Origin of the sequence: Haloplanus sp. C73, assembly GCF_051195115.1 — an archaeon.
GTDB lineage: Archaea > Halobacteriota > Halobacteria > Halobacteriales > Haloferacaceae > Haloplanus.
Window position 1 is genome coordinate 179,354 of the sequence record NZ_JBNTJZ010000003.1, and the last position, 25,147, is coordinate 204,500.

The following is a 25,147-nucleotide window of genomic DNA, read 5'->3' on the forward strand; positions in this document are numbered from 1 at the left end:
GTCCTCCGTAGCTCACCCCAACTCGACGCGGCCGCCGGTCGCGCTCCGCAACCGGTCGCGGAGCGGGTCGGCCTCGTCGACGGGGACGCGAACGTCGAACGTGACGGTGGCCTCGTAGGCGGCGTCGAACTCGGCGCCCACGCTTTCGAGAATGCCACGGACGGTGCCGGAGTCGTCGTACTCGACGGTGACCGTGAGTCGCTCGTGGGGGCGCTCTTCGACCACGCCGGCGGCGTCGAGGGCGTCGCTCACGCCGCGAGCATAGGCCCGCGCCAACCCGCCGACGCCGAGGTTGACGCCGCCGTAGTAGCGGGTCACGACGGCGACGACGTTGCGCACTTCGCGCTGGACGAGGACGTTCAGGGCGGGCTTGCCCGCCGAGTTCGTGGGTTCACCGTCGTCGCTCGCCCACTCGCGGAGCATATCGCCCTCAGGCACCCGGTACGCGGGGACGTTGTGGGTGGCGTCGGCGTAGGCGTCGCGCACCTCGCTCACGAACGCCTCCGCGGCGTCGACGGACTCGGCGGGGGCGACGTGGCCGATGAACTCCGAGCCTTTCACTTCAAACTCGGCCTGTCCGCGCTCGGCGACTGTCAGAAAGGCGTCGTCGCTCATCAGAACTCGACCCGGCGGACGTAGGGTAGCTCCCGAATCTCGACCAGCAGGTCACCGGGGAGGCTGGCGTCCGTGATGACATAGAGTTTGGAGTCGTCGACGAACTCGGGGTCCTCGCTGATGACCTGTCGGATGGAGATGTCGTGGTCGGCGATGGCGCCGGTCACGTCGGCGACGATGCCCGATTCGGTTTCGTCGTCGACCCAGACGGTGAGCACCGTCAGGTCGAGGACGGGCGCGAGGTCCATCAGGCTCGGAATGGCGGTGATGTTCTGGAAGATGCGCCGGAGTTGGGGGTCGTCGAGGATGGCGTCGGTGGTCGAATCGACCACCCGGCGGTCGACGCCGATTTCGCGGGCGATTCCCGTGTTGGGAATCTCTATCCCGCCGGAGACGACGCGACCCTCGTCGTTGACGGAGAAGCCGCGTTCGAGCAGGAGCCGAATCACCGCCTGCTGGCTCGGGCTCCCCTCGAACTTCTCCATAATCTCGTCGAACATACGGACGTGTAGTCGGGTGGGTCGCTTCCGTCTTGGGGTTGGCGGCCCCGCCGGCAACGCCGCTCAGACGGTGTCGTGCATCCGGTCAGCGGGCGAGTGCTGCTCGGGCGCGTGCTTCACGAGGACGATTCGGTCGGACCCGTCGAGGCGGCGAACGATACCCTCGTCGTCCAGATGGCGGACGGTGGCGAGGACGGTCAACAGCGGGAGTCGAAGTCGCTCCGCAATCCGGTCGGGCGTCGCGTCCCCGACGCGGTGCAGGTACAGCACGACCAGTTTCGACGTATCGCTTTCGAGCCGTTCGAACGCCTGCATGGACGCCCCGTCGCCCCCCGCAATCAAATAACTAACGACGCGCGTCGAAAGAACATACGTCAGGAGACGTTCGCTACAGCTCGCCTTTCGTACTCGGCGTGTCGGAGCGTCGCTCGTCGATGCGCGTGGCGTCGTCGAGGGTGCGCGCGAGCGCCTTGAACAGCGCCTCCACCTCGTGGTGGGCGTTCTCGCCCGTCACCTCGGCGTGGAGGGTGAGACCGGCCTGCATCGCCAGCGAGCGGGCGAAGTGCCGGGCCATGACGGTCGTGAACTCGCCGACGCGCTCCTCGGTGAACTCGCCGTCGAACCGAAAGAGGGGGCGACCGCTCACGTCGAGGACGACGCTGGCCACCGCCTCGTCGAGCGGGATTCGGCGGTCGGCGAAGCGACGGATGCCCCGCTTGTCGCCGAGGGCGTCCTCGAAGGCCGCGCCCAGCACCAGCGCCACGTCCTCGACGGTGTGGTGGTCGTCGATGTGGAGATCACCGTCACAGTCGACGGTCAGGTCGAACAGGCCGTGCTTGGCGAAGGATTCGAGCATGTGGTCGAAGAAGCCGATGCCGGTATCGACGCGGGCGTCGCCCTCGCCGTCGACGTCGAGGGTCACCTCGATGGTCGTCTCCGCGGTTTCGCGGGTTCGAGCGGCGGTACGGTCCATATCCGACCCTCGCGGGGCGGGCGTAAGTCGGTTGCGCCTCTACGCGTCCATCGCCGCTTCGAGGGTGAACGCGCCCTCGTACAGCGCGGTGCCGACGACCACCGCCGCGGCCCCCGCCTCGCGACACGCCCGCACGTCGTCGAGGCTGGCGACGCCGCCGCTGGCGATGACGGGGATGTCGACTGCGTCGGCCAAGCGCTCGATTCGGTCGGCGCGGACCCCCTCCAGTCGACCCTCGACGTCGACGTCGGTAAAGAGGATGGCCGCCGCACCGAGGTCGGCGTACCGCCCCGCGGCCTCGACGGGGTCGAGGCCCGTCCCCTCGGTCCACCCAGAGACGACGACTTCGTCGCCTTTCGCGTCCAGACTGACCACGACGCTCCCCGGGCGTCGCTCGCTGATTCGGCGGACGATATCGGGGTCTTCGACGGCGGCGGTGCCGAGAATCACCCGCTCGACGCCGCGGTCGATGAGCGAAACGGCGTCGTCGACGGTGCGGATGCCGCCCCCGAGTTGGACGGGGACATCCACCGCGGAGACGACGGCCTCGACTGCCGCCGCGTTGGCGCGTTCGCCGTCGAAGGCGCCGTCCAAATCGACCAGATGCAGGGTCTCCGCACCGGCGTCGACCCATCGGCGCGCCGCCTCGACGGGGTCGCCGTATCGCGTCTCGGTCCCGCGCTCCCCCTGTACCAGTTGCACCACCTCGCCGTCCTGCATATCGACGGCGGGAATCACCTCGAACGTCGAGAACTGGGTCATACCGGCCCTGTGAGGGGCGACGGCCTAAACCCTCCGTTCCGCAGGATACGGAGCGACGTCGGAACGGATTTGTGGCGCGCGCGTCCACGTCCTGTCGATGCAACTGTTCGGCTCCAGCGGAACCCGCGGCGTCGTCGGAGAGGCGTTCACGCCGGCACTCGTTCGCGACGTCTCGGCGGCGGCCGCGGCCGTCTGGGACACCGACCGGGTGGTCGTCGCTCGCGACACCCGCGACTCCGGGGGGCCGTTCACCGATGTCGCCGCCGGAACGCTCGCCGCCGCCGGCGTCGACGTCGACCGACTGGGTGTGCTTCCGACGCCCGGCGTCGCCTACTACTGCGAGCGCGAGGGGATTCCCGCCGTCCACGTCACCGCCTCTCACAACCCGCCCGAGTACAACGGCATCAAACTCATCGGGGCGGACGGGACGGAACTGTCCGTCGACGGGTATCGACAGGTCGAGGACCGCGTGCGCGCAGACGAGACGCCGCTCGCGGCGTGGGACGGCGTGGGGACGAGCGAGGCAATCGACGGCGTGACCGCGGAGTACCGCGCCGACATGCACGCGGGAATCGACGGTGACGCCATCGCCGCCGCCGACCTCACCGTCGCCATCGACCCCGGCCACGGTGCGGGGTCGGCCGTCTCGCCCGAGTTCGTCCGCGAACTCGGCTGTTCGGTCCGGACGGTCAACGCCGACCCGGACGGCCGGTTTCCGGGTCGCGACCCCGAGCCGATTCCGGAGAACCTGACCGCACTCCGCCGGCTGGTTCGGTCGACGGATGCCGACGTAGGAATCGCGCACGACGGCGACGCCGACCGGGCCATCTTCGTCGACGAGACGGGGGCGATGATAGACGGCGACACCTCCTTCGCGGCGCTCGCCGATACCGAACTGCGGGCAAGCGAGGCGGGCGCCGACGACGTCGTCGTCGCCGCGGTCAACGTCTCCCAGCGAGTCGTCGACGCCGTCAACGCGGCGGGGGCTGACCTCGAACTCACGCCAATCGGGTCGACCCACATCGTCACGCGGATTCGCGAGTGTCGCGGGGCCGGCGCGCGCGTCCCCATCGCCGGCGAGGGCAACGGCGGCGTGTTCTTCCCCGAACACCGCCTGACGCGGGACGGCCCCTACATCGCCGCGAAGTTCCTCGAACTCCTCGCCACCGCCGACGGCCCCGCGAGCGACGTCGCGGCGCCCTATGCCGACTACCACCTCGTCCGCGATGCGGTCGGCTACGCGGACGAGACGGAGCGCGACCACCTCCTCGGCGTCGCTGAGGCGTACGCTCGTGACGCCGACGCCACCCTCGACACGACGGACGGCTACCGCCTCGACTACGGCGACGCGTGGCTCCTCGTCCGCCCGAGCGGCACCGAGCCAAAAATCCGTATCTACGCCGAGGCCGGCGACGACGCGCGTGCGGAGGAACTCGTCGCCGACCTCCGGGAGCGGCTGGTCGACGCCTGACTCAGGCGTACTCGTCGAGCGCCGCGTCGATGCGCTCGCGCTCCTCGCGGGCGGCGGTCAGGTCGTCCGCGACGTCGCCCCGAGCCAGTCGCTCCCGCTCGTCAGTGTCGAGTTCGTCGCGAGCGAGCGCCGTCTCGCGCAGGCGTTCGTAGTCCACCGTCTGGGGCAGGCGGCGGAGGCGACGCGCCGCGGCGACGGCCTCGTCTTCCGCAAACCGCGCCACGACCGAGACGAGTTCGCCGGCGCGGTGCCGGAGATGCTCGGCGCTCGGCGGCGGCCACGACACGGTCAGCGGGTCGGCGTCCAGACGCTCCAGATAGGTCCGGTGGGTCCCGACGCGCGTCCGGAGGGCGCCGGGGTCGTCGACGTAGTGGTCGAGTTTCGAGGTGGAGTAGTCGGCGTAGTCGAGAAGCGTCGGAATCGGCTCCTCGCCCGCGGGGTACGTCTCGACGTACTCCCGGATGTCGGGCGGGGGCGAGGGGAAGGCGGCGAGCGGGTAGGCCTGACTTGCCTCGACGACGCGGAACACGTCGCGGGCGCCCGCCGACCGGCGGAACGTCTGCCACGCCTCGCGGACCGTCTCGTTGTAATCGTCGATGGGGTCGCGCAGGTTCTCGACGGGCGCGTCGAGGTCGGCCTCGCCGAGCCGTTGCAGGCGCCGCAAGTGCTCGATTCGGTCGTCGAGTTCGCGCCGTCGCTGGCGCGCCTCGCGCTTGGCCGTCTCGTACCCGTCCTCGGCCCGGTCGCGCTCCGACAGCAAGTCGATGTACTCCCTCGCCGGTGTGAGCGTCTCGCGAGCGCGTTCGAAGTCGTCCTCGCCGAGTCGGCGCTGGTCGAGGATTTCGTTTGCCTCCTCGAACGCCTCGCGAGCGGGCAGGTCGTCGGGCAGGTCCTCGACGAGTTCGACGAAGGCCTCCTGAAACCTGACGAACGCCTCGAAGTCGCCGGTGCCGGTCGCCTTCCCGTCGTATCGGTCGAGGAGGTCCGTCGCCTCGCGATAGGCATCACGGACCGTCTGCAGGCGCTCCTCGCCGTGTTCGGCGACGGCGTCGCGGGCGTCGAGCAGGCGCTGGTGTGCGTCGCGGAGTCGGTCGGCGTAGTCGGGACCCGCACTCATTCGTCGCCGTACACCTCGTCGGGGTCGAAGACGCGGTCACCGACCGTCTCCCCCTCGATGGTGCGATAGAAACAGGAGCGGTGGCCGGTGTGGCAGGCACCCCCCTCCTGCTCGACGAGATAGAGGAGGGTGTCGGCGTCGCAGTCGACGCGTACCTCCTCGACGCGCTGGACGTTGCCGCTCGTCGCCCCCTTCTCCCAGAGTTCGTCTCGGCTCCGCGAGTAGTAGTGGGCCCGGCCTGTCTCGCGGGTGCGTTCGAGCGCCTCGGGCGAGACGTAGGCCAGCATCAACACCTCGCCGGAATCGGCATCCTGTGCGACGGCGGGGACGAGGCCGTTCGCTCCGAAATCCACCTCGACGGTCATGCCCGATTCAGGATGGCTCGACCGATAGGTCTTGTGTCAGGCGGTCACCGGAGGTTAGACTAGCCCGAGCGCGCTGAGCAGGCCAAAGAGCAGGTCGCCGTACGTCAGCCCGACCACCAGCCCGAGGAAGACGGGGACGATGAAGGGGATGCCCGGCGAGAGCCACACCGTCTCCCGGGTCGTGACGACGCGCAACCCATCGCGCAGGTCCTCGGGCGTCGTCCCGTACGCAGAGCCGTCGATGTCGTCGAGGAAGCGTGCCGCGGCCCACGGGTCGTCGTACTCGGCGTCGAACGTGGGGTTCGTGTCGGCGGGCGGGGCGTCGTCGGGCGCCTCGTCGGCGTCGACGGCGCCGTCGGTCGGATCGTGAGTGCCCTCGACGCTCGCGGGGTCGCGGTGGGCCGCGGGCGACGCCCGGAGCGCCGCGAGGCTGGTGCCGCGCCAGCGCAGGTACATCCGCAGGGCGTCGATATCGAGGCCGTGCCGGGTGACGCCGTCGGGCGTCTCGAACAGCCGCCCGTGTTCGTGAGTGAGCGCCGAGACTGGCGTCCGCCGACCGACGAACATGAGTACAGAGACGTTGCCACGGAGGGCGTTTCGCGCGCCGAGATAGAGCGGATAGGCCAGCCCGAGCAACACCGCGTTGGTGAGGACGGTCAGCGAGAACACGCCGAGCGTGGTCGCCACGAACGGCATGGTGTCGTTCGAGAGATAGAAGACGGGATACGTGGGAAAGAGAAGCGCGAGCGTCATCAGCGCCTTGGCGTCGGCGCCGCCGAAACCACCGAACCACCAGAGGCCGTACGCGAACGGAATCAGGATGAGCAGGCTGACGCCGACGCGGACGAAAAACAGGCGGTCGTCGACAGACGTCAGGGGGAGATGCGCCGTCGCATCGACGAGCAACGCCACGAGTCCGATGGCGGCGAGCGGATACCACAACTCGTTGGGCAGGCGCCGAGTGCGGACGTCGCGCCACGCTGCCCACCCGAACGCCGGCACCGCGAGCAGTCGCAACAGGTCCGTCGTCGCCGCGAGCATGTCGGGTAGCGAACGGGCATTTAATTAGGGTTTCCGGTCGCCAGAGGTGAGGCCGGGCCTCGTCGTCGGCAAAAAATTGAGAGAATTGGGTTGGTGCGAGTACCGCCGGAACCGGCTTAGATGACGCGGTTCTGGAGGTAGTCGAGGTGCTTCGCGTTGTAGACGAGTTTGACCTCGTCGGCCGTCGGGCTGCCGATGCAGGTCAGCCGGACGTTCTTCTCCTCGACTTCCTCGTCGGAGAGAATCTGCTGCATGTCCATGTCAAGGTCGCCCTCCTTGACGATGGCGGCACAGTTCGCACAGGCGCCGGCGCGGCACGAGAAGGGCCAGTCGTAGCCCTGTGCCTCTGCGGCTTCGAGGACGTATTCGCCCTCGTTGACTTCGAGCGAGCCGTAGTCCTCGGCATCGAGGCCCGCGTCAGCGGCCTTCTCGAAGAGGTCGTCGTCGTCCATGTCCCAGCCCTGGTCGTCCAGTACTTCGTAATTGAGGTATTCTACCGTGGGCATCAGGCGAAACGTTGAGTCGCCACCCAATTAGACTTTGCTGTTCGGCAAAACCTTGTCGAGGCCTCACGTTGCCTCATCTTACCCGTTCTATCCCGCCGCCGTCGGCGAATCACGCGCAGAACGTGACAGATTCCGTAGTGTTATGTCTACCCTGACATATCGGTGGCAATTACCTATCGGTTGAGCGTGTGAATGGCCTGCCCGAGGGCGTTTTCGGCGGCTTCCATCACTGCCTCGGAGAGCGTCGGATGAGTGTGAATCGTCGCCGCCACGTCCTCCAGCGTCGCACCCATCTCGATACCGAGTGTCGGCTCCGCGACGAGTTCCGACGCCTCGGGGCCGACAATCTGGGCGCCGAGGAGGAACCCGTCCGCGCTCGCGACGATTCGGACGAAACCGTCCGTCTCGCCCGCCGTGAGCGCCCGCCCGCTGGCGTTGAAAGGCATCTCGCCGACGACGGGGTCGTACCCCTCCTCGGCCGCCTCGGCTTCGGTCAGCCCGACCGTCGCAATCTCGGGGTCGGTGAACACGGCGGCCGGAATCGCGCGCGTGTCGAACGCCGCTGGCTCGCCCGCGATGGCCCCTGCGGCGACGAGGCCCTCCGCCGACGCGACGTGGGCGAGCATCGGTTCGCCCGCCACGTCGCCGACGGCGTAGATGCCCGAGATGTCCGTCTCGCCGCGCTCGTCCGTCTCGAACACGCCGTCGTCGGTCGGCTCCAATCCGGCGTTTGCGGCGTCGAGCGTGTCGGTGACCGGTTCGCGTCCCACCGCGACGAGGACACGGTCGGCGCCGTGAGTCGACGCCTCGCCGTCTGCCGTCTCCGTCGTCACGACGATGTCGCCGTCGGCGGCGTCGCGCCACCCCGTCGCCCCCTCGCCGAAGTGGAAATCGACGCCCAGCGACTCGGCGCGCTTGCGAACCACGCGCGCAACGTCGTCCTCGTAGCCCGGGAGCGCGCCATCCAGCGCCTCCACGACGGTCACGTCGCTCCCGAGTTTCGCAAAGACCGTCGATAGCTCCATCCCGATGTAGCCCGCGCCGACGACGACGAGGCGGTCGGGGACGGAGTCGAGTTCGAGCGCCGCCGCCGAGTCGAGGACGGGGTCGGCAGCGAAGGAGAAGCCGGGGAGTTCGATGGGTCGACTGCCGGTGGCGACGATACAGTTCTCGAACGCGATGGTTTCGGTGTCCTCGTCTCGCTCGACCCGAACCGTCTCGCTGTCGAGGAACGCCGCCGTCCCCTCGACGAGGCCGACGCCGTTTGCCTTACAGAGTTTCTCGACGCCGCCGGTGAGTCGGTCGACGACGCCGTCTTTCCAGTCACACATCGCCGCGAGGTCGATGGCGGGGTCGGCGTAGATACCCATCTCCTCCGCCGTCGCGGCGTCGTGAGCCACGTCCGTCGCCGAGACGTACGCCTTCGAGGGGATACAGCCGCGGTTGAGACAGACACCACCGTAGGCGTCGCGTTCCACGAGCGTCACGTCGAGCCCGTGCTGTGCGGCGCGGATGGCGGCGACGTAGCCACCCGGTCCCGCACCGATGACCAGAACCTCCGTCGTGTTGTCGGCGTCCATGCGTGGACGACGCCGCCGCCACACGTATAAATACTGGCAGGAATGTGCGGGAAGGTATACCACCCCAGTTCGAGAACGGGGCAACGACTGGCGTTACTCGTACACCGGGAACTCGGCACAGAGCCGGTCGACTTCGTCCTGCACCTCGCTGGCCACGACGTCGTCGTCGGGGTTGTTGAGGCGCTCGATGATGAGTTCGCCGACCGTCTCCATGGCGTCGTCGTCGAAGCCACGGGTCGTGAGCGCGGGCGTCCCCACGCGGATGCCGCTGGTGACGAAGGGTGACCGCGTCTCGCCGGGGACGGTGTTCTTGTTGACGGTGATGCCCACGTCGTCGAGGGCGTCTTCGGCCTCCTCGCCCGTGAGGTCCGGATGGGACTCCCGCAGGTCCAAGAGGAGGAGGTGTTTGTCGGTGCCGCCGGAGACGGGCTGGATGCCCGCGTCGGTGAAGACGTCCGCGAGCGTCTTGGCGTTGGAGACGACCTGCTCCGCGTAGTCGACGAAGTCGGATTCGAGCGCCTCGCCGAAGCCGACGGCCTTGCCCGCGATGTTGTGCATCAGGGGGCCGCCCTGTCCGCCGGGGAAGATGGCCTTGTCCACCGCCTCGGCGTGCTCGTCGGTCGTCATAATCATGCCGCCGCGCCCGGCGCGGATGGTCTTGTGCGTGCTGCCGGTGACGAAGTCGGCGTCGCCGACGGGGTTGACGTGGACGCCCGCGGCGACCAGCCCCGTGACGTGAGCGATGTCCGCGAGGTGGTGGGCGTCGACCGACGACGCGATGTCGGAGAGGCGCTCGAAGTCGAATTCGCGGGGGTAGGCGGAGGAGCCGCTGACGATGATGTCGGGGTCGAACTCCGCGGCGTGGTCCGCGACGGCGTCGTAGTCGATGTAGCCCGTGTCGGGGTCGACACCGTACTGCTCGACGTCGTAGAGCTGGCCAGAGAAGTTGACGTGGTGGCCGTGGCTCAGGTGGCCGCCGTGGTTCAGGTCGAGCGAGAGAATCTTGTCGCCGGGGTCCAGCATCGCGAAGTAGACGCCCATGTTCGCCTGCGTCCCGCTGTGGGGCTGGACGTTGACGTGCTCGGCGCCGTACAGCTTTTTCGCGCGCTCGATGGCGAGGTTCTCGACGGTGTCCATGTGCTCACAGCCACCGTAGTAGCGCTCGCCCGGATAGCCCTCGGCGTACTTGTTCGTCATGACGCTGCCTTGGGCCTCCATGACCGCCTCCGAGACGTGGTTCTCGGACGCAATCATCTCCAGATTGTTCTCCTGTCGGCGCTCCTCGCCAGCGATGGCTTCGGCGACTGCAGGGTCAGTCTCCTGCAGGTGCGTATGTGTCGGTGTCACGCCACACACCATGCAGAACAGGCAAATAAGTAGCGTGGTCCATCACAAAATGCCCCTAAAACCTAGGCCGCTCACTCGCCGTCGAGCGCCTGCCACGACAGGCGCGGATTCCGGGCCGCAGTCGCTTGGTCGATGCGCCGAGCGGTCGTCTCCGTCGGCGTCTCGGCCAAGTCCTCGGGGTCCGTCGCGGCGACGGCGTCGAACGCCGCCGCGAGGTCGTCGAGTCGCGCCTTCGACTCCGTCTCCGTCGGCTCCGTCATCAGCGCCTCGTCGACGATTTCCGGCCACTTCGTCGTCGGCGGGTGGACGCCGTGGTCGAGCATCGCCTTCGCCACGTCCGCGGCGTCGGCGTCCGCGCTCGCGACGAACTCGTGGTGGAAGGGGCCGTAGGGCACCTCGTACTCGATTTGGGAGGCGAGATAGTTGGCGTTCAACACCGCCGTCTCGCTCACCCGTTCGAGGCCCGCGTCGCCGTGGCGCAGGATGTAGGCGTAGGCCTTCACCAGCACTAGCCAGTTGCCGACGAACTCGTGGACGCGCCCGATGCTCCGCTCGGGGGCGTAGGTTTCGTAGTCGCCGTCGACTTCGCGAACCTGCGGCGCGGGGAGGAAGGGCGCGAGTTCCTCGCGAACGCCGATGGGACCCTGTCCCGGCCCGCCGCCGCCGTGGGGCGTCGCGAACGTCTTGTGCAAGTTGAAGTGCATGATGTCGAAGCCCATGTCGCCGGGCCGGGCCTTTCCGAGCAGGGAGTTGAGGTTCGCACCGTCGTAGTAGAGCAGGCCGCCGGCGTCGTGGACGATGCTCGCTATCTCCTCGATGTCGCGCTCGAACAGCCCCAGCGTGTTGGGGTTGGTGAGCATCAGGAGCGCGGTGTCGGGGCCGACCGCCGCGCGCAGGGCGTCGACTTCGACGCGGCCGTCCTCGTTCGAAGGGAGTTCGACCACGTCGTAGCCGGCCATGGCCGCGCTGGCGAAGTTGGTGCCGTGGGCGGATTCGGGGACGATGACCTCGCTCCGGTCGTCGCCGTCGTGATACGCCTTCGCCACCTGAATGCCCGTGAACTCTCCGGCCGCGCCCGCTGGGGGTTGGAGCGTCACGGCGTCCATCCCGCCGATGGTGGCGAGCGTCTCCTGCATCTCGTAGAGCAAGTGGAGAATCCCCTGTTTGTCCGCGTCCGTGCGCAACGGATGGACGCGGTTGCCGGGGTGGGCGGCGACGTCCTCGGTAAAGGACGGGTTGTACTTCATCGTACACGACCCCAGCGGGATGGGACCGGATTCGACCCCGTAGTTCATCTGCGAGAGGTGGGTGTAGTGACGCGCCAGTTCCGGCTCCGACGGCGCGGGGAGTTCGAGTTCGTCCCGCGTCAGGTCGTCCGGGAGCGAGGAGTCGACGTCGACCGACTCGGTCCGCTTCTCGGACAGGAGCGGTTCGTACTGTCCGCCCGCGTACCAGCGGGCCTGCTGGTGCGGCGCTTCGTCGCTCATACCCCACCCCCGTGGCTCGCGAGGGCGTCGACCAGTTCGTCGACCTGCTCATGGTTGGTGTCGGTCACACAGACGGCCAGATACGTCTCGCCGTCGTCGGTGACGGTGCGGAGGGCGACGCCCGCGTCCCGACAGGCGTCGACGACGGCGGCGGGGTCGGGGCAGTCCACCAGCGCCTCGCGGAAGTGATGGCCGTCGTAGACGGGGGCCGCGAACCCGTCGAGGGCGTCGATTCGCTCGCAGGCGTCGGCGATACCGGTCACGCAGGTTTCGGCCAAGTCGACGAGGCCATCGGGACCGAGCCACGCGGCGTGCATCGCGGCCCGGAGCGCCAGCCACGCCTGATTCGTACAGATGTTGGAGGTGGCACGCTCCCGGCGGATGTGCTGTTCGCGCGTCTGGAGCGTCAGCGTGTACGCCCGGTTGCCCGCGGCGTCCTCGGCGGCGCCGACGAGGCGGCCGGGCACCTGTCGGAGGAAGTCCTCGCGGCAGGCAAAGAGGCCGAGACCCATCCCGTAGGTGGTCGGCAGGCCGAGGACGCTCGCGTCGCCGACGACGACGTCGGCGCCGTACGATTCGGGGGGTTCGAGCAGCGAGAGCGCGACGGCGTCGGACCCGACACAGAACAGCGCGTCGTGGTCGTCGGCGATATCGCCGACTGCGGAGAGGTCGGGTTCGAGCAGGCCGCGGGCGTTCGGCGTCGCGGCGTACACCATCGACACGTCGCCGTCGATGCAGTCGACGAGGGCGTCCACGTCGACGGTCCCCGCATGAGTGGGGTAGGTGTCGACGCCGATGTCGGGGCCGTCGGTGTAGTTGTCGAGGACGGACCGAATCCGGTCCGGAAGGCTGTCTGGCACCAGCACTCGGTCGCCGTCGGCGGCGCGCACCCGGTCCGCGAGCAGCGCCGCCTCGCCGAGCGCCGTCGCGCGGTCGTACATCGAGCAGTTGGCGACGCCAAGACCGGTGAGTTCGACGACGAGCGACTGAAACTCGAAGAGCGCTTGCAGGAACCCCTGCGTGACTTCGGGCTGGTACTGCGTGTAACTCGTCAGGAACTCGGAACGAAGCGAGAGGTGGTCGACGACCGAGGGGACGTAGTGGTCGTAGTGACCGCCGCCGAGAAACTCGGTCATGTCGGCGGATTCGTCGAGAATCCCCTCGACCGCGGAGCGGGCCGCGCGCTCGGAGTGGGCGTCGATTCCGTAGTCGCCGTCGAACCGAACGGAGTCGGGGATGTCGAACAACTCGTCGGGGTCGCCGACGCCGACGGCGTCGAGCATCGCGGCCCGTTCGTCGTCGGGGTGAGTCGCGTACGGCATACTAGGCGCCCTCAGACCGCCCGACGTATATATGCGATGCCGTCAGGGAGTTTGCGGGTCCGGTCATAGCGTGACGAACTCGCCGTCGAACGCGCGTTCGAGGATGCCCGCCAAGTCGTCGGCGTCCGTCGCGCGCGGGTTCCCGGTGAGCGAGCCGTCGTCCATCGCCTGCTCGGCCAACTGCGGAATCGCGTCGCGCTCCGCGGCCGTCGCGGCGAGCGTCTCCGGGATGCGCACGTCGGACGCGAGACGCCGCACCGCCGCCACCGCCCGCTCGCCTGCCACGCGAGACGGGGTGGCGGGGTCGACGTCCTCGCCGAGAGCGTCAGCGATGGTCGCCATCTTCTCGGGCACCTGCGGCAGGTTGTACTCCATCACGTAGGGGAGGAGGATGGCGTTTGCCAGCCCGTGGGGGACGCCGAAGGTGCCGCCGACCTGATGGGAGAGGGCGTGGACGGCGCCGAGGCCCGCGCCGTTGAACGCCATGCCGGCCTGCGAACTCGCGCGCGCCATCTTCGACAGCGCCTCGCGGTCCGTGCCCCGGTACTCGACGGCCCGGGGGAGGTAGGTGCCGACCTTCTCGATGGAGTCGACGGCGAGGGCCGACGTCTGGCTCTGGGCCTTGATAGAAACGTAGGCCTCGATAGCGTGGGTCAACACGTCCATGCCCGTCGCGGCCTTGACCGGCGCGGGCGCACTGGCGGTGAGTTGCGGGTCGACGATAGCGAGGTCCGCGAGCAGGCTCACGTCGCCGATTTCCTCCTTGATGGACGTCTCGGAGTCTTTGACGATGGTCCAGTGGCCGACCTCACTGCCCGTCCCCGACGTCGTCGGCACGAACACGCTCGGCGGCGGGTCGTTGGGGACGTTCCCGCTCCCCTCGAAGTCGAGGATGTGCCCGTCGTTGGTCGCGAGGATGCTGGCCGCCTTGGCGGTGTCGATGGAGGAGCCGCCGCCGACGCCCAACACGAGGTCGGCGTCGGCCTCGTCGTACGCCGCCGCGGCGTCGTGAACGACGGTGTCGGTCGGGTCGGGCTGAACGCCGTCGAAGATGGCGTAGTCGCGGCCCGACGCCTCGATGGCGTCGAGAAGCGGGTCGAGGACGCCCGCCGCTCGAACGCCCTCGTCGGTGATGATGAGCGGGCGCTCGACGCCGAACTCGTCGAGATGCGCGCCGAGTTCGGTCACTGCACCCCAGCCAAAGAGCATCCGATTCGGTACGTTCCACATCTGGTGAGTCGCTGTCATAATGCGTAAATCCTGTCGCCGTGGCGAGCCACGGCCGTCGATTGCGGCGGACGGTCGTGTCGCCGCGTGTGGGATACGTTCCCGTGTCGTCGCAAGGCCATTGTGTCACATATCGACGGGCGGTTAAGTCGCCGCGTCCGGGTCGAGCGGGTAGATGGGTCGGGGCACGTGTTCGTACGCGAACGCCGAGAGGTCGGGGGTACACAGCCCCGGCGTCGCCACCTCACACACCTCGTCGACGAGGGGTTCGAACGCCGCCCGGTAGTGGACCGTGCTCTTGAGGACGAGGACGTTCGCGCGCTCGGGCGTGATACCCTGACTTCGGAACGCCTCGGGGTCGTACGGCTGCTGGCGGTGCGAGCCGACGAGGACGTCGATACCGTCGATATCGAGGCGGGCGGTCCGCCCGAACGAGACGTCCAGACCCGTCGACATCGGCCCGTAGTTGCGGTAGTCGCCGTCCGAGAGCAGGCGCACCTCCCCCGTCACGTCGAGCGGGTCGCCGTTCTCGCCGCTCCGGCCACCGAGCGACACCGAGACGGTGCCGCCGACGCCCGCCCCGATAGCCGCCACGACGGCCTCGGGGTCGTAGATGGTCGCTACCGCCGCGTCCTCGACACCAGTATCGAGAAGCGCCGCGAGGAGTTCCGTGCCGTCCTGTGCGCTCCCCCCACCGGGGTTGTCGGCGATGTCGGCGAGGAGGAGCGGGTCGTCGCCGTCCCACGCCGCGGCGCGCGCCGCCGCGTCCTCGACGCTCGTGTAGTCGCGGTCGAACTCGTGGCGGCGAGCGTAGGCCTCGTCGGCGAGCGACCGGCAGGTGTCGCGGGCGTCGTCGGCCACCGACGCGTCCGCGACGCCGACGACGGAGAAGCCGGCGTGGTCGACGTCGGCGTGAGCGAACCCGCCGAACACCGACACGTCGGGGAGCGAGTCGCTCTCGGCCTCACCTGCCGCGTCGAGCAGGGAGCGCATCGGGTCGAGTTCCGTCCGGAGTTCGGGAAGCGGCGGGAGGAGGGGCGCGCGCTCGACGACCACCGTCGGGTCGATGTCGCCCCGGAGCGTCGCGGCCATCGCCCGCGCCGCCGTCTCGCCCGTGTCGCCGATGTCGACGTGCGGGTAGGTGTCGTAGCCGAACAGGCCGTCGGCGTGCGTGGCCATCCGGTCCGAGACGTTGGCGTGGAGGTCAAGCGACGCCATCACGGGCACGTCGTCACCGACCGCCGCCCGCACCCGTTCGAGGATGTAGCCGTCGCCGTCGGCGACCGAGTCGGATTCAGTATCGGTCCCATTTTCCGAGGAGCGTGGCTCCTCGCTACGACTCACCATCGCGCCGTGCAACGCCAGCAAGACGCCGTCGGGGTCGGACCGCTCGATGCCCGCGAGCACCTCGTCGAGGAGCGCCTCGCGAGCCTCGGGAGTGACCGGGCCGCCGGGCGTGGCGTCGGCGGCGACGGTAGGCACCACGTCCCAGTCCTCGCTGTCGGCGATACGGAGGAAGCCTCCGACCGCCGTGTTCGTGCCGGCGAGGTCGGAAACGACTGCGTCGCCGTAGTGGAGCGACGCGTCCGCGAACTCCTCCATCCCCGTCTCGAACGCGGAGAACGTGTTCGTCTCGTGCTCTATCTGCCCGACGAGGACGGTGTCACTCATACGGCTCACCGATATCGTCGTGTTCGACGACGACGCTGTCGACGGTGGTGAAGGCCTCGACGCCTTCCAGACCGCCCTCGCGGCCGATGCCGCTCTCCTTGTTGCCGCCCCACGGACTCTGTGGCATCGACACCGGGAAGCTGTTGACGGCGACGAGACCGTGGTCCAACCGGTCCGCGAGCCGCGTCGCGTCGATGGAGTCGGTCCACAGCGACGCCGCGAGCGCGAACGTCGAGTCGTTGGCCACCTCGATGGCCGCCTCGGCGGAGTCGACGGTGACGAAGCCGAGCACCGGGCCAAAAATCTCCTCGCGCGCAATCGTCATGTCGGGGGTCACGTCGTCGAACACCGTCGGCTCGACGAAGTGACCGTCCGCGAGTTCGGGGTCGTCGGGCACCGACCCGCCGGTGAGCAGCGTCGCGCCCTCCTCGCGCGCGGAGTCGATGTACCCAAGCACTTCGTCTTGGGCGTCGGCGGAGATGACCGGTCCCATGTCCGTCTCGGGGTCCGAGCCCTCGCCGAGCGTGATGCGTTCGGTCTTCTCGACGACGCGCTCGACGAGTTCGTCGTGAACGTCCTCGTGAACGAGACACCGGGAGGTGGCGACGCAGTTCTGGCCGGCGTTCGAGAAGATGCCGGCGACGACGCCGCGGGCGGCGTTCTCCAAGTCGGCGTCGGGGAGGACGATAGCGGGCGCCTTCCCCCCGAGTTCGACGTCGACGGGCGTGATGTGCTCCGCGGCGGCTTTGAGGACGCCCCGGCCGACGCCCGTCGACCCGGTGAAGGTGATGGCGTCGACGCCGGCGTTGCCGGCGAGTTCGGCGCCCACCTCGCTCCCCGGACCGGGGACGAGGTTGACGACGCCGTCGGGGAAGGCGTCGGCGAGGGTCTCCCCGACCCGCATTGTCGACAGCGGCGCGAGGCTCGGCGGCTTGACGACGAGGGTGTTGCCCGTCGCCAGCGCGCTCGCGAACCCGCGGGTGCCGAGCAGGAGGGGGTAGTTCCACGGGACGACGTGGGCGGTGACGCCGTAGGGCGACCGCCGGGTGTAGACGAAGCGGTTCGGGGCGGTCGGGATGGTGTCGCCGCGGACCTTGTCGGCCACGCCGGCGTAGAAGCGGAACTGGGCCGCCGTCTCGGCGACTTCGCCCTCTGCCGTCGCGAGCGGTTTGCCCGTCTCGGCGGCCAGCAGCGCCGCCAAGTCGTCGTCGGCCTCGATGGCGTCGGCGACGGCGCGGAGGGCCGCCTCGCGCTCGGTGGGACCGGTGTCTCGCCACGACGGGGCCGCGTCGGCAGCGGCGTCGATAGCGTCGGCGGCGTCCGCCGCGTCGCCGCTCGCGACGTGACCGACCGTCTCGCCCGTCGCGGGATTCTCGACCGATAGCGTCGACGCGGCGTCGCGCCACGCCCCGCCAATCAACAGGTCGTACGCGTAACTCTCCATGCGCCGATTCCCCGGCGACTCGGCCTAAGCGTTATCCACCGGATGTGTGGTCGTTTATACGTGAGGGGCGTGGACAGACGGCGACCGGGCGGCTGCCTACTTAGTCACTCGTAAGTCTCCGGGTGAACCGCTATGAGGTGGTGGCACCCTTGGTACACCGTCTAATGACCGAATACGAACGGGTTCGACTCGTCTGGACGGACCTGAACGGCGTCGCTCGCGGTATCTCCCTGCCGGCGAGCGAGTACGAGGCCGCAGTCGAGGAGGGGGTCGGGTTCGCCAACGGCGTCGCCGAACTGACGCTCGAACCGGGGCTACTCGACAACCCGCGCTACGGACCGGAGGGTGGCGACATGATGGCCGTCGCCGACCCCGACTCGCTCCGCGAGGTGGCGTGGGCCGACGACACCGGCGCCGTCTTCGCCGACCTCACGAACGTCGACGGGTCGGCGTTCGACCTCTGTTCGCGGGGGGCGCTCCGCCGGGTTATCGAGGACCTCCGGGCCGAGGGGTTCGTCCCACTCGCCGGCGTCGAAGCCGAGTTCTCCCTGCTCAAACCCGACGGCGAGGGCGACTGGGAACCCTACAACACCCGCTGTTCCTACGACATGACGGCGCTCGACGGTGCCGACGACATCCTCCGGGCGTGGTCCGAGGCGATGGAGCGGTCGGGCGCGTCGATGCTCGGCGTCCATCAGGAGTCTCAGCCCGGGCAGTACGAGGTGAACATCGAGTACGACGACGCGCTCACCACCGCCGACTCGCTCATGTTCTTCCGGCAGGCGGCGAAGGCCATCGCCAGCGAACACGACTGCAAGGCGTCGTTCATGCCCCGCCCCTACAGCGGCGAGGACGCAAACGGCCTCCACTTCCATCTCAGTCTCTGGGACGAGTCGGTCGAGGAGAACGTCTTCGCCAGCGAGACGGGGAATCTGGAGTTCCCGGCTGGCAAACACCCCGCCGGCGAGTCGGGGCTATCTGAGACGGCCCATCACTTCATCGGCGGCCTGCTCGACCACATGCAGGCGCTCACCGCAATCTGTGCGCCGACGGTCAACTCCTACCGGCGTCTCCTGCCGGGCATCTGGGCGCCCGTCAACGTCGCTTGGGGACCCGACAACCGCTCGACGGTGCTGCGAATCCCACCCGAACTCGGGTCGGCGGCCCGAGTCGAACACCGGGTGCCCGACTCGGCGTGCAACCCCTATCTCGGGCTGGCGGCGACGCTCGCGGCGGGGCTGGACGGGATTCGAAACGAGACGGACCCCGGCGAGCCGACGCTCGGCAACGCCTACGACGAGGAGTACGACAGCCTCCCCCGGACGCTCTGGGCGGCGCTCGACGAACTGGAACGCGACGAGGTGTTGACCGAGGCGCTGGGCGAACCGCTCGTCGAGGAGTTCCTGAAACTCAAACGCGACGAGTTCGACCGCTACATGGACTCGGTCACCGAGTGGGAGCGCGACGAGTACGGCGACGAGTTCTAACCCTGTTGTAGCATCGACCCGACCGCTTCGAGAATTTTCGCCTCCGACCGCCGGAGATGCTCGCCGACGGTCGAAGTGTTCGCCGAGTCCATCGCCGCGAGTTCTTCGATGTTACAGCCGCGCGGCGACTCGTAGTAGCCGTTGTCGATGGCGCGGGAGAGGACCTCCGTCTGCCGGGGCGAGAGGTCCTGCACGGCCTGTTTTATCTCGGTCAGCCCGGTGAGGAGGCGGCCGAGTTCCGGCTGGCGGAGCGAATCCACCTCGACGGAGCCGATATCGCGGAGTTCCTCGTGGGTCGTGCTCACCTCCTCGTGAGTCGAGGCGAGGACACTCCAGTGCTCGCGTCCGTCGGAGACAGTGGCCGGAATCGTCGGGAAGCAGTTGTTCCGCAGGAGGACGTTCAACACGGGCTCCGTGTCGGTGCGGTAGTCGCCTTCGAGACTGATGAAAGCCGTCTCGCGGGTTTCGTGATAACTGACCAACCGCGCCGTCGTCATCACCTCGTGGTCGCCAAGCCACTCGACTAGGCCCTCGACTTCGTCCTCGGGGACGCCGGTGGCCTCTATCATCGTGATGCTCGTCCCCGTCAGCCGATAGGAGTAGATGATGGTGGCCGCGACGTTCGGAAAGTCGTCGTTAATCGTCTCGGTCCAACAGCCCTTGTGTCTGATTCTGAAGGTGTATTCGAGCATCGTCTCACTCCCTGCGGTGGGTGTGGATACGTAGCGACCCACACATTTACGGGTTGTGTCCGATTCGCCCGGATATATCCGGGCGAACCGGGTTAGTTGCGCTCGTCGCGGAACTCCACGACGAAGGCAACGACGACGAGCAGAATCGAGACGTAGAAGATGAGCGAGGCGACGGCTGGCACGACGGGCGTGAACCCTTGGGTCATGCGGCCGTGAATCCAAGTGGTAATCGTGCTCTGTGCACCCGAGAGGAAGGAGACGATGTAGTAGTTGTTCCACGAGAGCACGAACGCGAAGATGGCGCCGGAGACGACGCCGTCTTTGATGAGCGGGAGCGTCACCTCGCGGTAGAGAGTTATCGTGTCGGCGCCCAAGTCACGGGCCGCCTCCTCGACGTTGGGGTCGATACCCAGCGCGGTGATGGAGACGACGAACATGACGATGGGCGAAATCCAGACGAGTTCGCCGATGATGGCGGGGACGATGCCGTACCCCAGCCCGATGACGCTCGACCACATCGACATCCCGAGTCCGAGAAGGATGAGCGGGAAGAAGATGGGCAAGAGCGCGAGCAGTTTGAACTGCTCCTGCCACGGGAACTCGTAGCGGGTGTAGGCGATGGCGCCCGCGGTGCCGATAATCGTGCTCAGAATCGTCACCGGAACCGAGATGCGGATGGTGTTCATGAAGGCAGAGCGGATGCTCCCCGAGGTGAGCGCCGCCCGATACCAGTCGAGCGAGAACTCGTAGTCGACGATGGAGAAAAACCGGCCGTCGTAGAAGGAGGCGATGACGAGCGAGAACAGTGGCGTGAGGAAAAAGAGCGCCACGAGCGCGACGTAGCCGTACCACGCGCCGGCGCCGAGGCGAGCGCGGAGACTGCTGGATTCGGTGCTCATACTCACTCACCCCGCGACGCGATTTCTTTCAGGTTTATCGTCCGCAGGATGATGATCCCGCAGACGAGGGTGATGATGAGGAGGCCGACGGCCTGTGCCGAGCCGAGCGGCCAGTTCTGGCTGTACCCGAACGAGTAGTTGATGTTGCTCGCCATGGTGAAGATGGAGCCGCCACCGAGAATCTGGGCCTCGACGTCCGCGCCGAGACTCAGGATGAAGACGAACAGCGAGCCGATGATGACCCCCGGCTTGCTCAGCGGGAGGATAATGCGCCGGAAGAGCGTCCACCGGTTCGCGCCGAGGTCACGGGCGGCGGCGATGGTTTCGTCCTCGACGGACAGCAAGGAGAGGTAGATGGGAAAGAGCATGAACGGCATGTAGACGTACGTCGTCCCGAGGATGATGGTCCATCGCTGGTACATCATCGTGGGGTAGCTCGCGACGCCGAACAGGCTGACGATGCTGTCGAGGACGCCGTTCTGGACGAGAAAGAGCGCCCACCCGAACACCCGGATGTTCACGCTGGTAAACAGGGGGATGATGAGCACGAGCAGGAAGACGGTCTTGTACCGGTCAATTTTCCGCGCCAGCGCGTACGCCGCGGGGTACGAGAACACGAGCGTCACGGCGGTAGTGACGGCGCTCACCGCGGCGGTGTTGACGAGGACGTCACCGTAGACGCCCTCGCCGCTCACCATGCCACCGATTATCTCGGTGTAGTGTTCGAGCGTCCACATCTGGGGGTTCAGCGAGATGGCGTTGCCCGGCTGGACCGAAAACACCACGATGGCGAGCATCGGCCCGACGAACATGCCGAGCAGGAGGATGGCGAGCGGGAGCAAGAGCAGGTAGGGCGGCGTGAGAAGCGTCGAGAGCGGGTTGTCACTGGCCGCCGCCGCGTCCACACCGCCACGGAGGGAGTCCATCACCGACATCACTCTGGCACCAGAATCGACTTCGCGGCGTTCCACTGGATGTACGCCGTGTCCCCGACGGCGAGGTCGATGTCCTCGAAGCGGTCGTAGTCCACCTCGGCGACGTAGTCGTCGTCGGTTTCGGTCGACGAACACTCGACAAGAACGGTGTTGCCCCGGACGAGGATGTTGTCGACGTCGACGGCGGCTCCGACGGGATGGTTGAGCGTCGGTTCGACCACGCAGTCGTCGTGGCGGACGACGAGATACTCGGGCGGGTCGTCGAGATGCGTGTCGACGGTGACCGACCCCTCGAACTCGTCGCTGTCGACGGTCATCTGGTCACCCTCGGCGTCGACGACGTCGATGGCGAAGACGTTGGCGTCGCCCATGAACTCCGCGATGAACTTGTTGTTCGGCTCGCGGTAGATGTCCTCGGGCGGCCCCGTCTGAATCAGGTCGCCCTCGTCGATGACGAAGAGTTTGTCGCTCATGACCAGCGCCGCCTCCAGCGAGTGGGTGACGTAGACGAAGGTCATGTCGAGTTCGACGTTGAGGTCGGCGAGTTCGCGCTGGAGCTGCTTCTGGAGGACGTAGTCGAGCGACGCGAGCGGTTCGTCGAGCAGGAGGATGTCGGGGTCGTAGGCGAGCGAGCGCGCGAGCGCGACGCGCTGGCGCTGGCCACCCGAGAGTTCGGACACCTGCTTGTCGGCCTGTACGTCGGGGTCGAGTTGGACCTGTTCGAGCAGCGTTTCCACCTGCCCGTCGACCGACCGCCCCGTGGTTCGAATCGGGAACTCGATGTTCTCCCGAACGGTCATGTGGGGGAACAGCGCCCACGACTGAAACACCAGACTGGTGGGGCGCTCTTGGGGCTTGGTGTCGGTGATGTCCTTCCCGTCGAGCGTAATCGTCCCGTCGGTGGGTTCGAGGTGGCCGGCGAGCATATGCAACAGCGTACTCTTGCCACTGCCGGACGGGCCAACGATGGTCGCGAACTCGCCAGTCTCTATTTCCAGGTCGACGTCGTCGACGGCGACGAGTGAGCCATACTCCTTCCGTAAATCAGTTGCCTGTAACATTGATAATCGCCGCGGCCCGAGGGCCGCTCAGATACGAGTCTTGGCTTCTCGCCAAATCGGTTCGAACTTCTCCAAATCCGGAATCCCGGTGTAGAACACGGACCGGTCGATGATGTCGCGCACTTCGTCGACGCGAAGCACCTCTCGCTGCCGGTCGCTGTAGTTCTCCCATGCCGTCTGGTGGGGGACGACGTTCGTCCCGCCCGAGGTGGGCCACGAGAGCTTGAGCGCGTTCTCGCCACGCTGCATGTACGCGAGGTAGTTGTCGGAGACGGTGGGCTGGTCGCCCTTGACGAAGGCCGTCGTCTCGACCCAGATGACGCTGCCTTCCTCGGGGACGACGGCTTGGAACTGCAGGTCGCCACCGCGGCGGAGCGTCCCGTTAATCCAGTTGCCCGAGATGAAGCCGATGTCGATTTCGCCGGACTTCATCGCCTGATTCATCGAAGCGAAGTCGGGCAGGAGCGTCTTCGCGTTGTCGAAGAGCTCGAACGTGGCCTGTCGCACCTGTTCGACTTCGGCCTCGGTGTGCTCTTTGAACGGGTCGATGCCCTCGCGGAGCATGATAATCTGGATGCCCCAGAACATCAGGTCGTAGACGCCGACTTCGAACTCGCTGGACCACGCGGCGTCGTAACTGGAGTAGGCGTCCTCGGGGACGTTGTCGGTGTTGACGACGAAGGAGGCCCACCCGAAGCGCTGGGGGGCGCCGTACATCGTGCCGTCGATGTCGAACGTGTAGTCGTCCTCGTTGACGAACGCGTACTTGTACCCGTTCTCCTTCTTGAACAGGTCGATGTACTGGTCGAAGGTGTAGGCCTTCCAGTCCTCGTAGTCGATGGGGCGTATCAGGTCCGCCTCGGCCAAGCGCGGAATCCACGCCATGTCGAAGGTGGCCTGATGGAACTGCTGCCACTCGCCGGACTGGAGCCGGTTGAACGCCTGTGGATTGGACGTGAACAGGTCCAGTTGCGTGTCGCAGCTGAACTGCTCGCGGAACGGGTCCTGAACGTTCGAGGCGTCGTACCCCGTCCACGTGAGGTGGTTAATCGTCTCGCCGGACTGGTCCTGTTCAGTCGGTTCGTAGAGCGCCGGATGCTCCGGCGCCGGAACCGTCGCGAGTTCCTGTGTCCGCCAACTGTTCCCCTCGCTACCACCGCCGCCACCGAGACAGCCGGCCGCTCCGGCCATCACCGTGCCAGCGGTCGCCGCCTGCAGGTACTTTCGCCGCGTTAGGTCGTGGTCGTTGGTCATAGTGCGTTGTCGACTCGTGACCCGACACGCCGCTCGTGCCCGGTCACGTCACGATACAGAGTGCAACAGTGTCACAAATCACCATTACGCAGGCTATGTGCGGCCGTTTAAGTTATGCCCGATAAAACCTCGTATCCGTCTATCGATACGAGGCTGTCCCCCACGTTCGTCAGTTCACTCGCTCGACTTCGTAGCCCGCATCCTCGATAGCGGTCATCACGCTCGTCGCGTGACTCTCACCGCTCGTGAGCACTTGGAAGACGAGATAGGCGTCGCCGACGTGCAGGTCGCCGACGGCGCGGTCGTGTCTGACCGTCCGGATGTTCGCGCCCTTGTCGCCGATGATGCCGGAGATGCGCCCCATCTCGCCGGGTTCGTCGCGGATGCGGATGCGCAGGCGGAGGAGCTGGCTCCGGTCGGTCAGGGCGTGTGTCAGCACCGTCTGGAGCATCGACATGTCGATGTTGCCCCCACAGAGCAGGGGGACGACCGTCTCACCCTCGACGTCGACTTGGTCGCTCAACAGCGCGGCGACCGACGCGCCGCCCGCGCCCTCGATTAACTGCTTGGCGCGTTCGAGTACGACGAGGATGCTCTGGGCGATTTCGTCGTCGCTCACCGTCACTACCTCGTCGACGTGTTCCTCAATGAGGCCGAGGGTGAGGTCGGAGATACTCCCCGTCGCGATGCCGTCGGCGATGGTCTTCGGCGAGTCCTCGTCGACCGGGATACCCTTCTGGAGGCTGTCGGGCACCGTCGCCGCCATCTCGGCCTGCACGCCGACGACGCGCACCGAGTCGTCGAGCGACTTCAGCGCCGTGCTGACGCCGCCTATCAACCCGCCGCCGCCGATGGGGACGAGGACGGTGTCGACGTCGGGCACCTGCTCGTAGATTTCGAGGCCGAGCGTCCCCTGTCCGGCGACGATGTCGGGGTCGTCGTAGGCGTGGACGAACAGGCGACCCGGCTCCTCGGCCATCTCTTGGGCGTGTGTCATCGCCTCGCCGAAGTTCGACCCGTGGAGTTCGACCGTCGCGCCGTAGCTTCGGGTGGCGTCGACTTTGGCCTGCGGGGCGTTCTCGGGCATGACGATGGTGGATTCGAGTCCGACTTTCGTGGCCGCGAGCGCGACGCCCTGTGCGTGGTTGCCCGCACTCGCCGCGACGACGTGTTTGTCGCTGCCGGCGTCGGCCTCCTGTTTCAGTTTGTTGTACGCCCCGCGAGTCTTGAACGACCCCGTCCGCTGGAGATGCTCCATCTTCAGGTGGACGTCCCCGCCGGACATCTCGCTGAGCGAGCGGTTCGTCTCTATCGGCGTCTGTCGGACGATAGCCGGGTCGTCGAACCGGTCGCGCGCAGCCTCGATGTCCGAGAGTGTCACGGTCATGGGC

The 25,147-nt window shown here is 67.5% G+C and carries 23 protein-coding genes and 1 pseudogene; 2 read left to right on the forward strand and 22 right to left on the reverse strand.

Going from position 1 to position 25,147, the window contains the following annotated elements; translation table 11 throughout:
• Positions 1–12 precede the first annotated feature (12 nt).
• The 5 genes from ACQUSQ_RS07420 to hisA all read right to left on the reverse strand — a co-directional run bounded on the left by ACQUSQ_RS07420 (position 13) and on the right by hisA (position 2,850).
• Entirely contained in the window at positions 13–615 is a 603-nt protein-coding gene (locus tag ACQUSQ_RS07420; protein ID WP_435067900.1) for an IMPACT family protein, read from the reverse strand.
• Positions 615–1,115, reverse strand: a complete 501-nt coding sequence (locus ACQUSQ_RS07425; RefSeq protein WP_435067901.1) for an amino acid-binding protein — start codon at positions 1,113–1,115, stop codon at positions 615–617. The genes ACQUSQ_RS07420 and ACQUSQ_RS07425 overlap by 1 nt, the downstream gene beginning before the upstream one ends.
• A 63-nt stretch (positions 1,116–1,178) precedes the next feature.
• Complete coding sequence (locus tag ACQUSQ_RS07430; protein ID WP_435067902.1) at positions 1,179–1,430, reverse strand: hypothetical protein; 252 nt, start codon at positions 1,428–1,430, stop codon at positions 1,179–1,181.
• A gap of 73 nt (positions 1,431–1,503) precedes the next feature.
• On the reverse strand, positions 1,504–2,088 hold the full coding sequence (hisB, locus tag ACQUSQ_RS07435) for an imidazoleglycerol-phosphate dehydratase HisB (RefSeq protein WP_435067903.1): 585 nt from the start codon (positions 2,086–2,088) through the stop codon (positions 1,504–1,506).
• A gap of 39 nt (positions 2,089–2,127) precedes the next feature.
• Entirely contained in the window at positions 2,128–2,850 is a 723-nt protein-coding gene (hisA, locus tag ACQUSQ_RS07440) for a 1-(5-phosphoribosyl)-5-[(5-phosphoribosylamino)methylideneamino]imidazole-4-carboxamide isomerase (RefSeq protein WP_435067904.1), read from the reverse strand.
• Positions 2,851–2,947: 97 nt separating this feature from the next.
• On the opposite strand from hisA, the gene glmM reads away from it, so the two are divergent.
• Entirely contained in the window at positions 2,948–4,321 is a 1,374-nt protein-coding gene (gene glmM, locus ACQUSQ_RS07445) for a phosphoglucosamine mutase (protein ID WP_435067906.1), read from the forward strand.
• Position 4,322: 1 nt separating this feature from the next.
• Here glmM and ACQUSQ_RS07450 read toward each other — a convergent pair whose 3' ends face one another.
• The 11 genes and pseudogenes from ACQUSQ_RS07450 to ACQUSQ_RS07500 form a co-directional block, all read right to left on the reverse strand.
• Entirely contained in the window at positions 4,323–5,438 is a 1,116-nt protein-coding gene (locus ACQUSQ_RS07450) for a DUF7118 family protein (RefSeq protein WP_435067908.1), read from the reverse strand.
• Positions 5,435–5,809, reverse strand: a pseudogene (hisI, locus tag ACQUSQ_RS07455) (phosphoribosyl-AMP cyclohydrolase); the annotation flags it as partial. The gene ACQUSQ_RS07450 and the pseudogene hisI, both read right to left, overlap by 4 nt.
• 48 nt (positions 5,810–5,857) lie before the next feature.
• On the reverse strand, positions 5,858–6,844 hold the full coding sequence (locus ACQUSQ_RS07460; RefSeq protein WP_435067910.1) for a prepilin peptidase: 987 nt from the start codon (positions 6,842–6,844) through the stop codon (positions 5,858–5,860).
• A 116-nt stretch (positions 6,845–6,960) separates the two neighbouring features.
• Positions 6,961–7,350, reverse strand: a complete 390-nt coding sequence (gene fer / locus ACQUSQ_RS07465) for a ferredoxin Fer (protein ID WP_435067912.1) — start codon at positions 7,348–7,350, stop codon at positions 6,961–6,963.
• A 173-nt stretch (positions 7,351–7,523) separates the two neighbouring features.
• Positions 7,524–8,930, reverse strand: a complete 1,407-nt coding sequence (gene lpdA / locus ACQUSQ_RS07470; RefSeq protein WP_435067914.1) for a dihydrolipoyl dehydrogenase — start codon at positions 8,928–8,930, stop codon at positions 7,524–7,526.
• A gap of 93 nt (positions 8,931–9,023) precedes the next feature.
• A complete protein-coding gene (gene glyA / locus ACQUSQ_RS07475) occupies positions 9,024–10,277 on the reverse strand; it encodes a serine hydroxymethyltransferase (protein ID WP_435067916.1) in 1,254 nt (417 codons plus the stop codon).
• Between the two features lie 71 nt (positions 10,278–10,348).
• Complete coding sequence (gene gcvPB, locus ACQUSQ_RS07480; RefSeq protein WP_435067918.1) at positions 10,349–11,764, reverse strand: aminomethyl-transferring glycine dehydrogenase subunit GcvPB; 1,416 nt, start codon at positions 11,762–11,764, stop codon at positions 10,349–10,351.
• Positions 11,761–13,086 carry an aminomethyl-transferring glycine dehydrogenase subunit GcvPA gene (gene gcvPA / locus ACQUSQ_RS07485; RefSeq protein WP_435067919.1) on the reverse strand — a complete coding sequence of 442 codons (1,326 nt, stop codon included), beginning with the start codon at positions 13,084–13,086 and terminating at the stop codon, positions 11,761–11,763. The genes gcvPB and gcvPA overlap by 4 nt, the downstream gene beginning before the upstream one ends.
• 63 nt (positions 13,087–13,149) lie before the next feature.
• On the reverse strand, positions 13,150–14,334 hold the full coding sequence (locus tag ACQUSQ_RS07490) for an iron-containing alcohol dehydrogenase family protein (RefSeq protein ID WP_435067921.1): 1,185 nt from the start codon (positions 14,332–14,334) through the stop codon (positions 13,150–13,152).
• A gap of 123 nt (positions 14,335–14,457) precedes the next feature.
• Positions 14,458–15,984, reverse strand: a complete 1,527-nt coding sequence (locus ACQUSQ_RS07495) for a M81 family metallopeptidase (protein WP_435067923.1) — start codon at positions 15,982–15,984, stop codon at positions 14,458–14,460.
• Positions 15,977–17,428, reverse strand: coding sequence for an aldehyde dehydrogenase family protein (locus tag ACQUSQ_RS07500; RefSeq protein WP_435067925.1), 1,452 nt, complete (start codon positions 17,426–17,428; stop codon positions 15,977–15,979). Before ACQUSQ_RS07500 ends, ACQUSQ_RS07495 begins: the two co-directional genes overlap by 8 nt.
• 164 nt (positions 17,429–17,592) lie before the next feature.
• Between ACQUSQ_RS07500 and ACQUSQ_RS07505 the strand changes: the two genes are divergently transcribed.
• On the forward strand, positions 17,593–18,915 hold the full coding sequence (locus ACQUSQ_RS07505) for a glutamine synthetase family protein (RefSeq protein ID WP_435067927.1): 1,323 nt from the start codon (positions 17,593–17,595) through the stop codon (positions 18,913–18,915).
• On the opposite strand, the gene ACQUSQ_RS07510 is transcribed toward ACQUSQ_RS07505, so the two are convergent.
• From ACQUSQ_RS07510 to ilvA, 6 genes are all read right to left on the reverse strand, one after another.
• On the reverse strand, positions 18,912–19,607 hold the full coding sequence (locus ACQUSQ_RS07510; RefSeq protein WP_435067929.1) for a helix-turn-helix domain-containing protein: 696 nt from the start codon (positions 19,605–19,607) through the stop codon (positions 18,912–18,914). The genes ACQUSQ_RS07505 and ACQUSQ_RS07510 overlap by 4 nt on opposite strands.
• Before the next feature lie 92 nt (positions 19,608–19,699).
• Entirely contained in the window at positions 19,700–20,506 is an 807-nt protein-coding gene (locus ACQUSQ_RS07515; protein WP_435067931.1) for an ABC transporter permease, read from the reverse strand.
• Positions 20,507–20,508: 2 nt separating this feature from the next.
• Positions 20,509–21,432, reverse strand: coding sequence for an ABC transporter permease (locus ACQUSQ_RS07520; RefSeq protein ID WP_435067932.1), 924 nt, complete (start codon positions 21,430–21,432; stop codon positions 20,509–20,511).
• 8 nt (positions 21,433–21,440) lie between these two features.
• On the reverse strand, positions 21,441–22,502 hold the full coding sequence (locus tag ACQUSQ_RS07525; protein WP_435067934.1) for an ABC transporter ATP-binding protein: 1,062 nt from the start codon (positions 22,500–22,502) through the stop codon (positions 21,441–21,443).
• Between the two features lie 27 nt (positions 22,503–22,529).
• Entirely contained in the window at positions 22,530–23,756 is a 1,227-nt protein-coding gene (locus tag ACQUSQ_RS07530) for an ABC transporter substrate-binding protein (protein ID WP_435067936.1), read from the reverse strand.
• Positions 23,757–23,925: 169 nt separating this feature from the next.
• The gene (ilvA, locus tag ACQUSQ_RS07535) at positions 23,926–25,143 is read right to left on the reverse strand and encodes a threonine ammonia-lyase (RefSeq protein ID WP_435067938.1); all 1,218 of its coding nucleotides are present in this window, start codon (positions 25,141–25,143) and stop codon (positions 23,926–23,928) included.
• Positions 25,144–25,147: the final 4 nt, after the last annotated feature.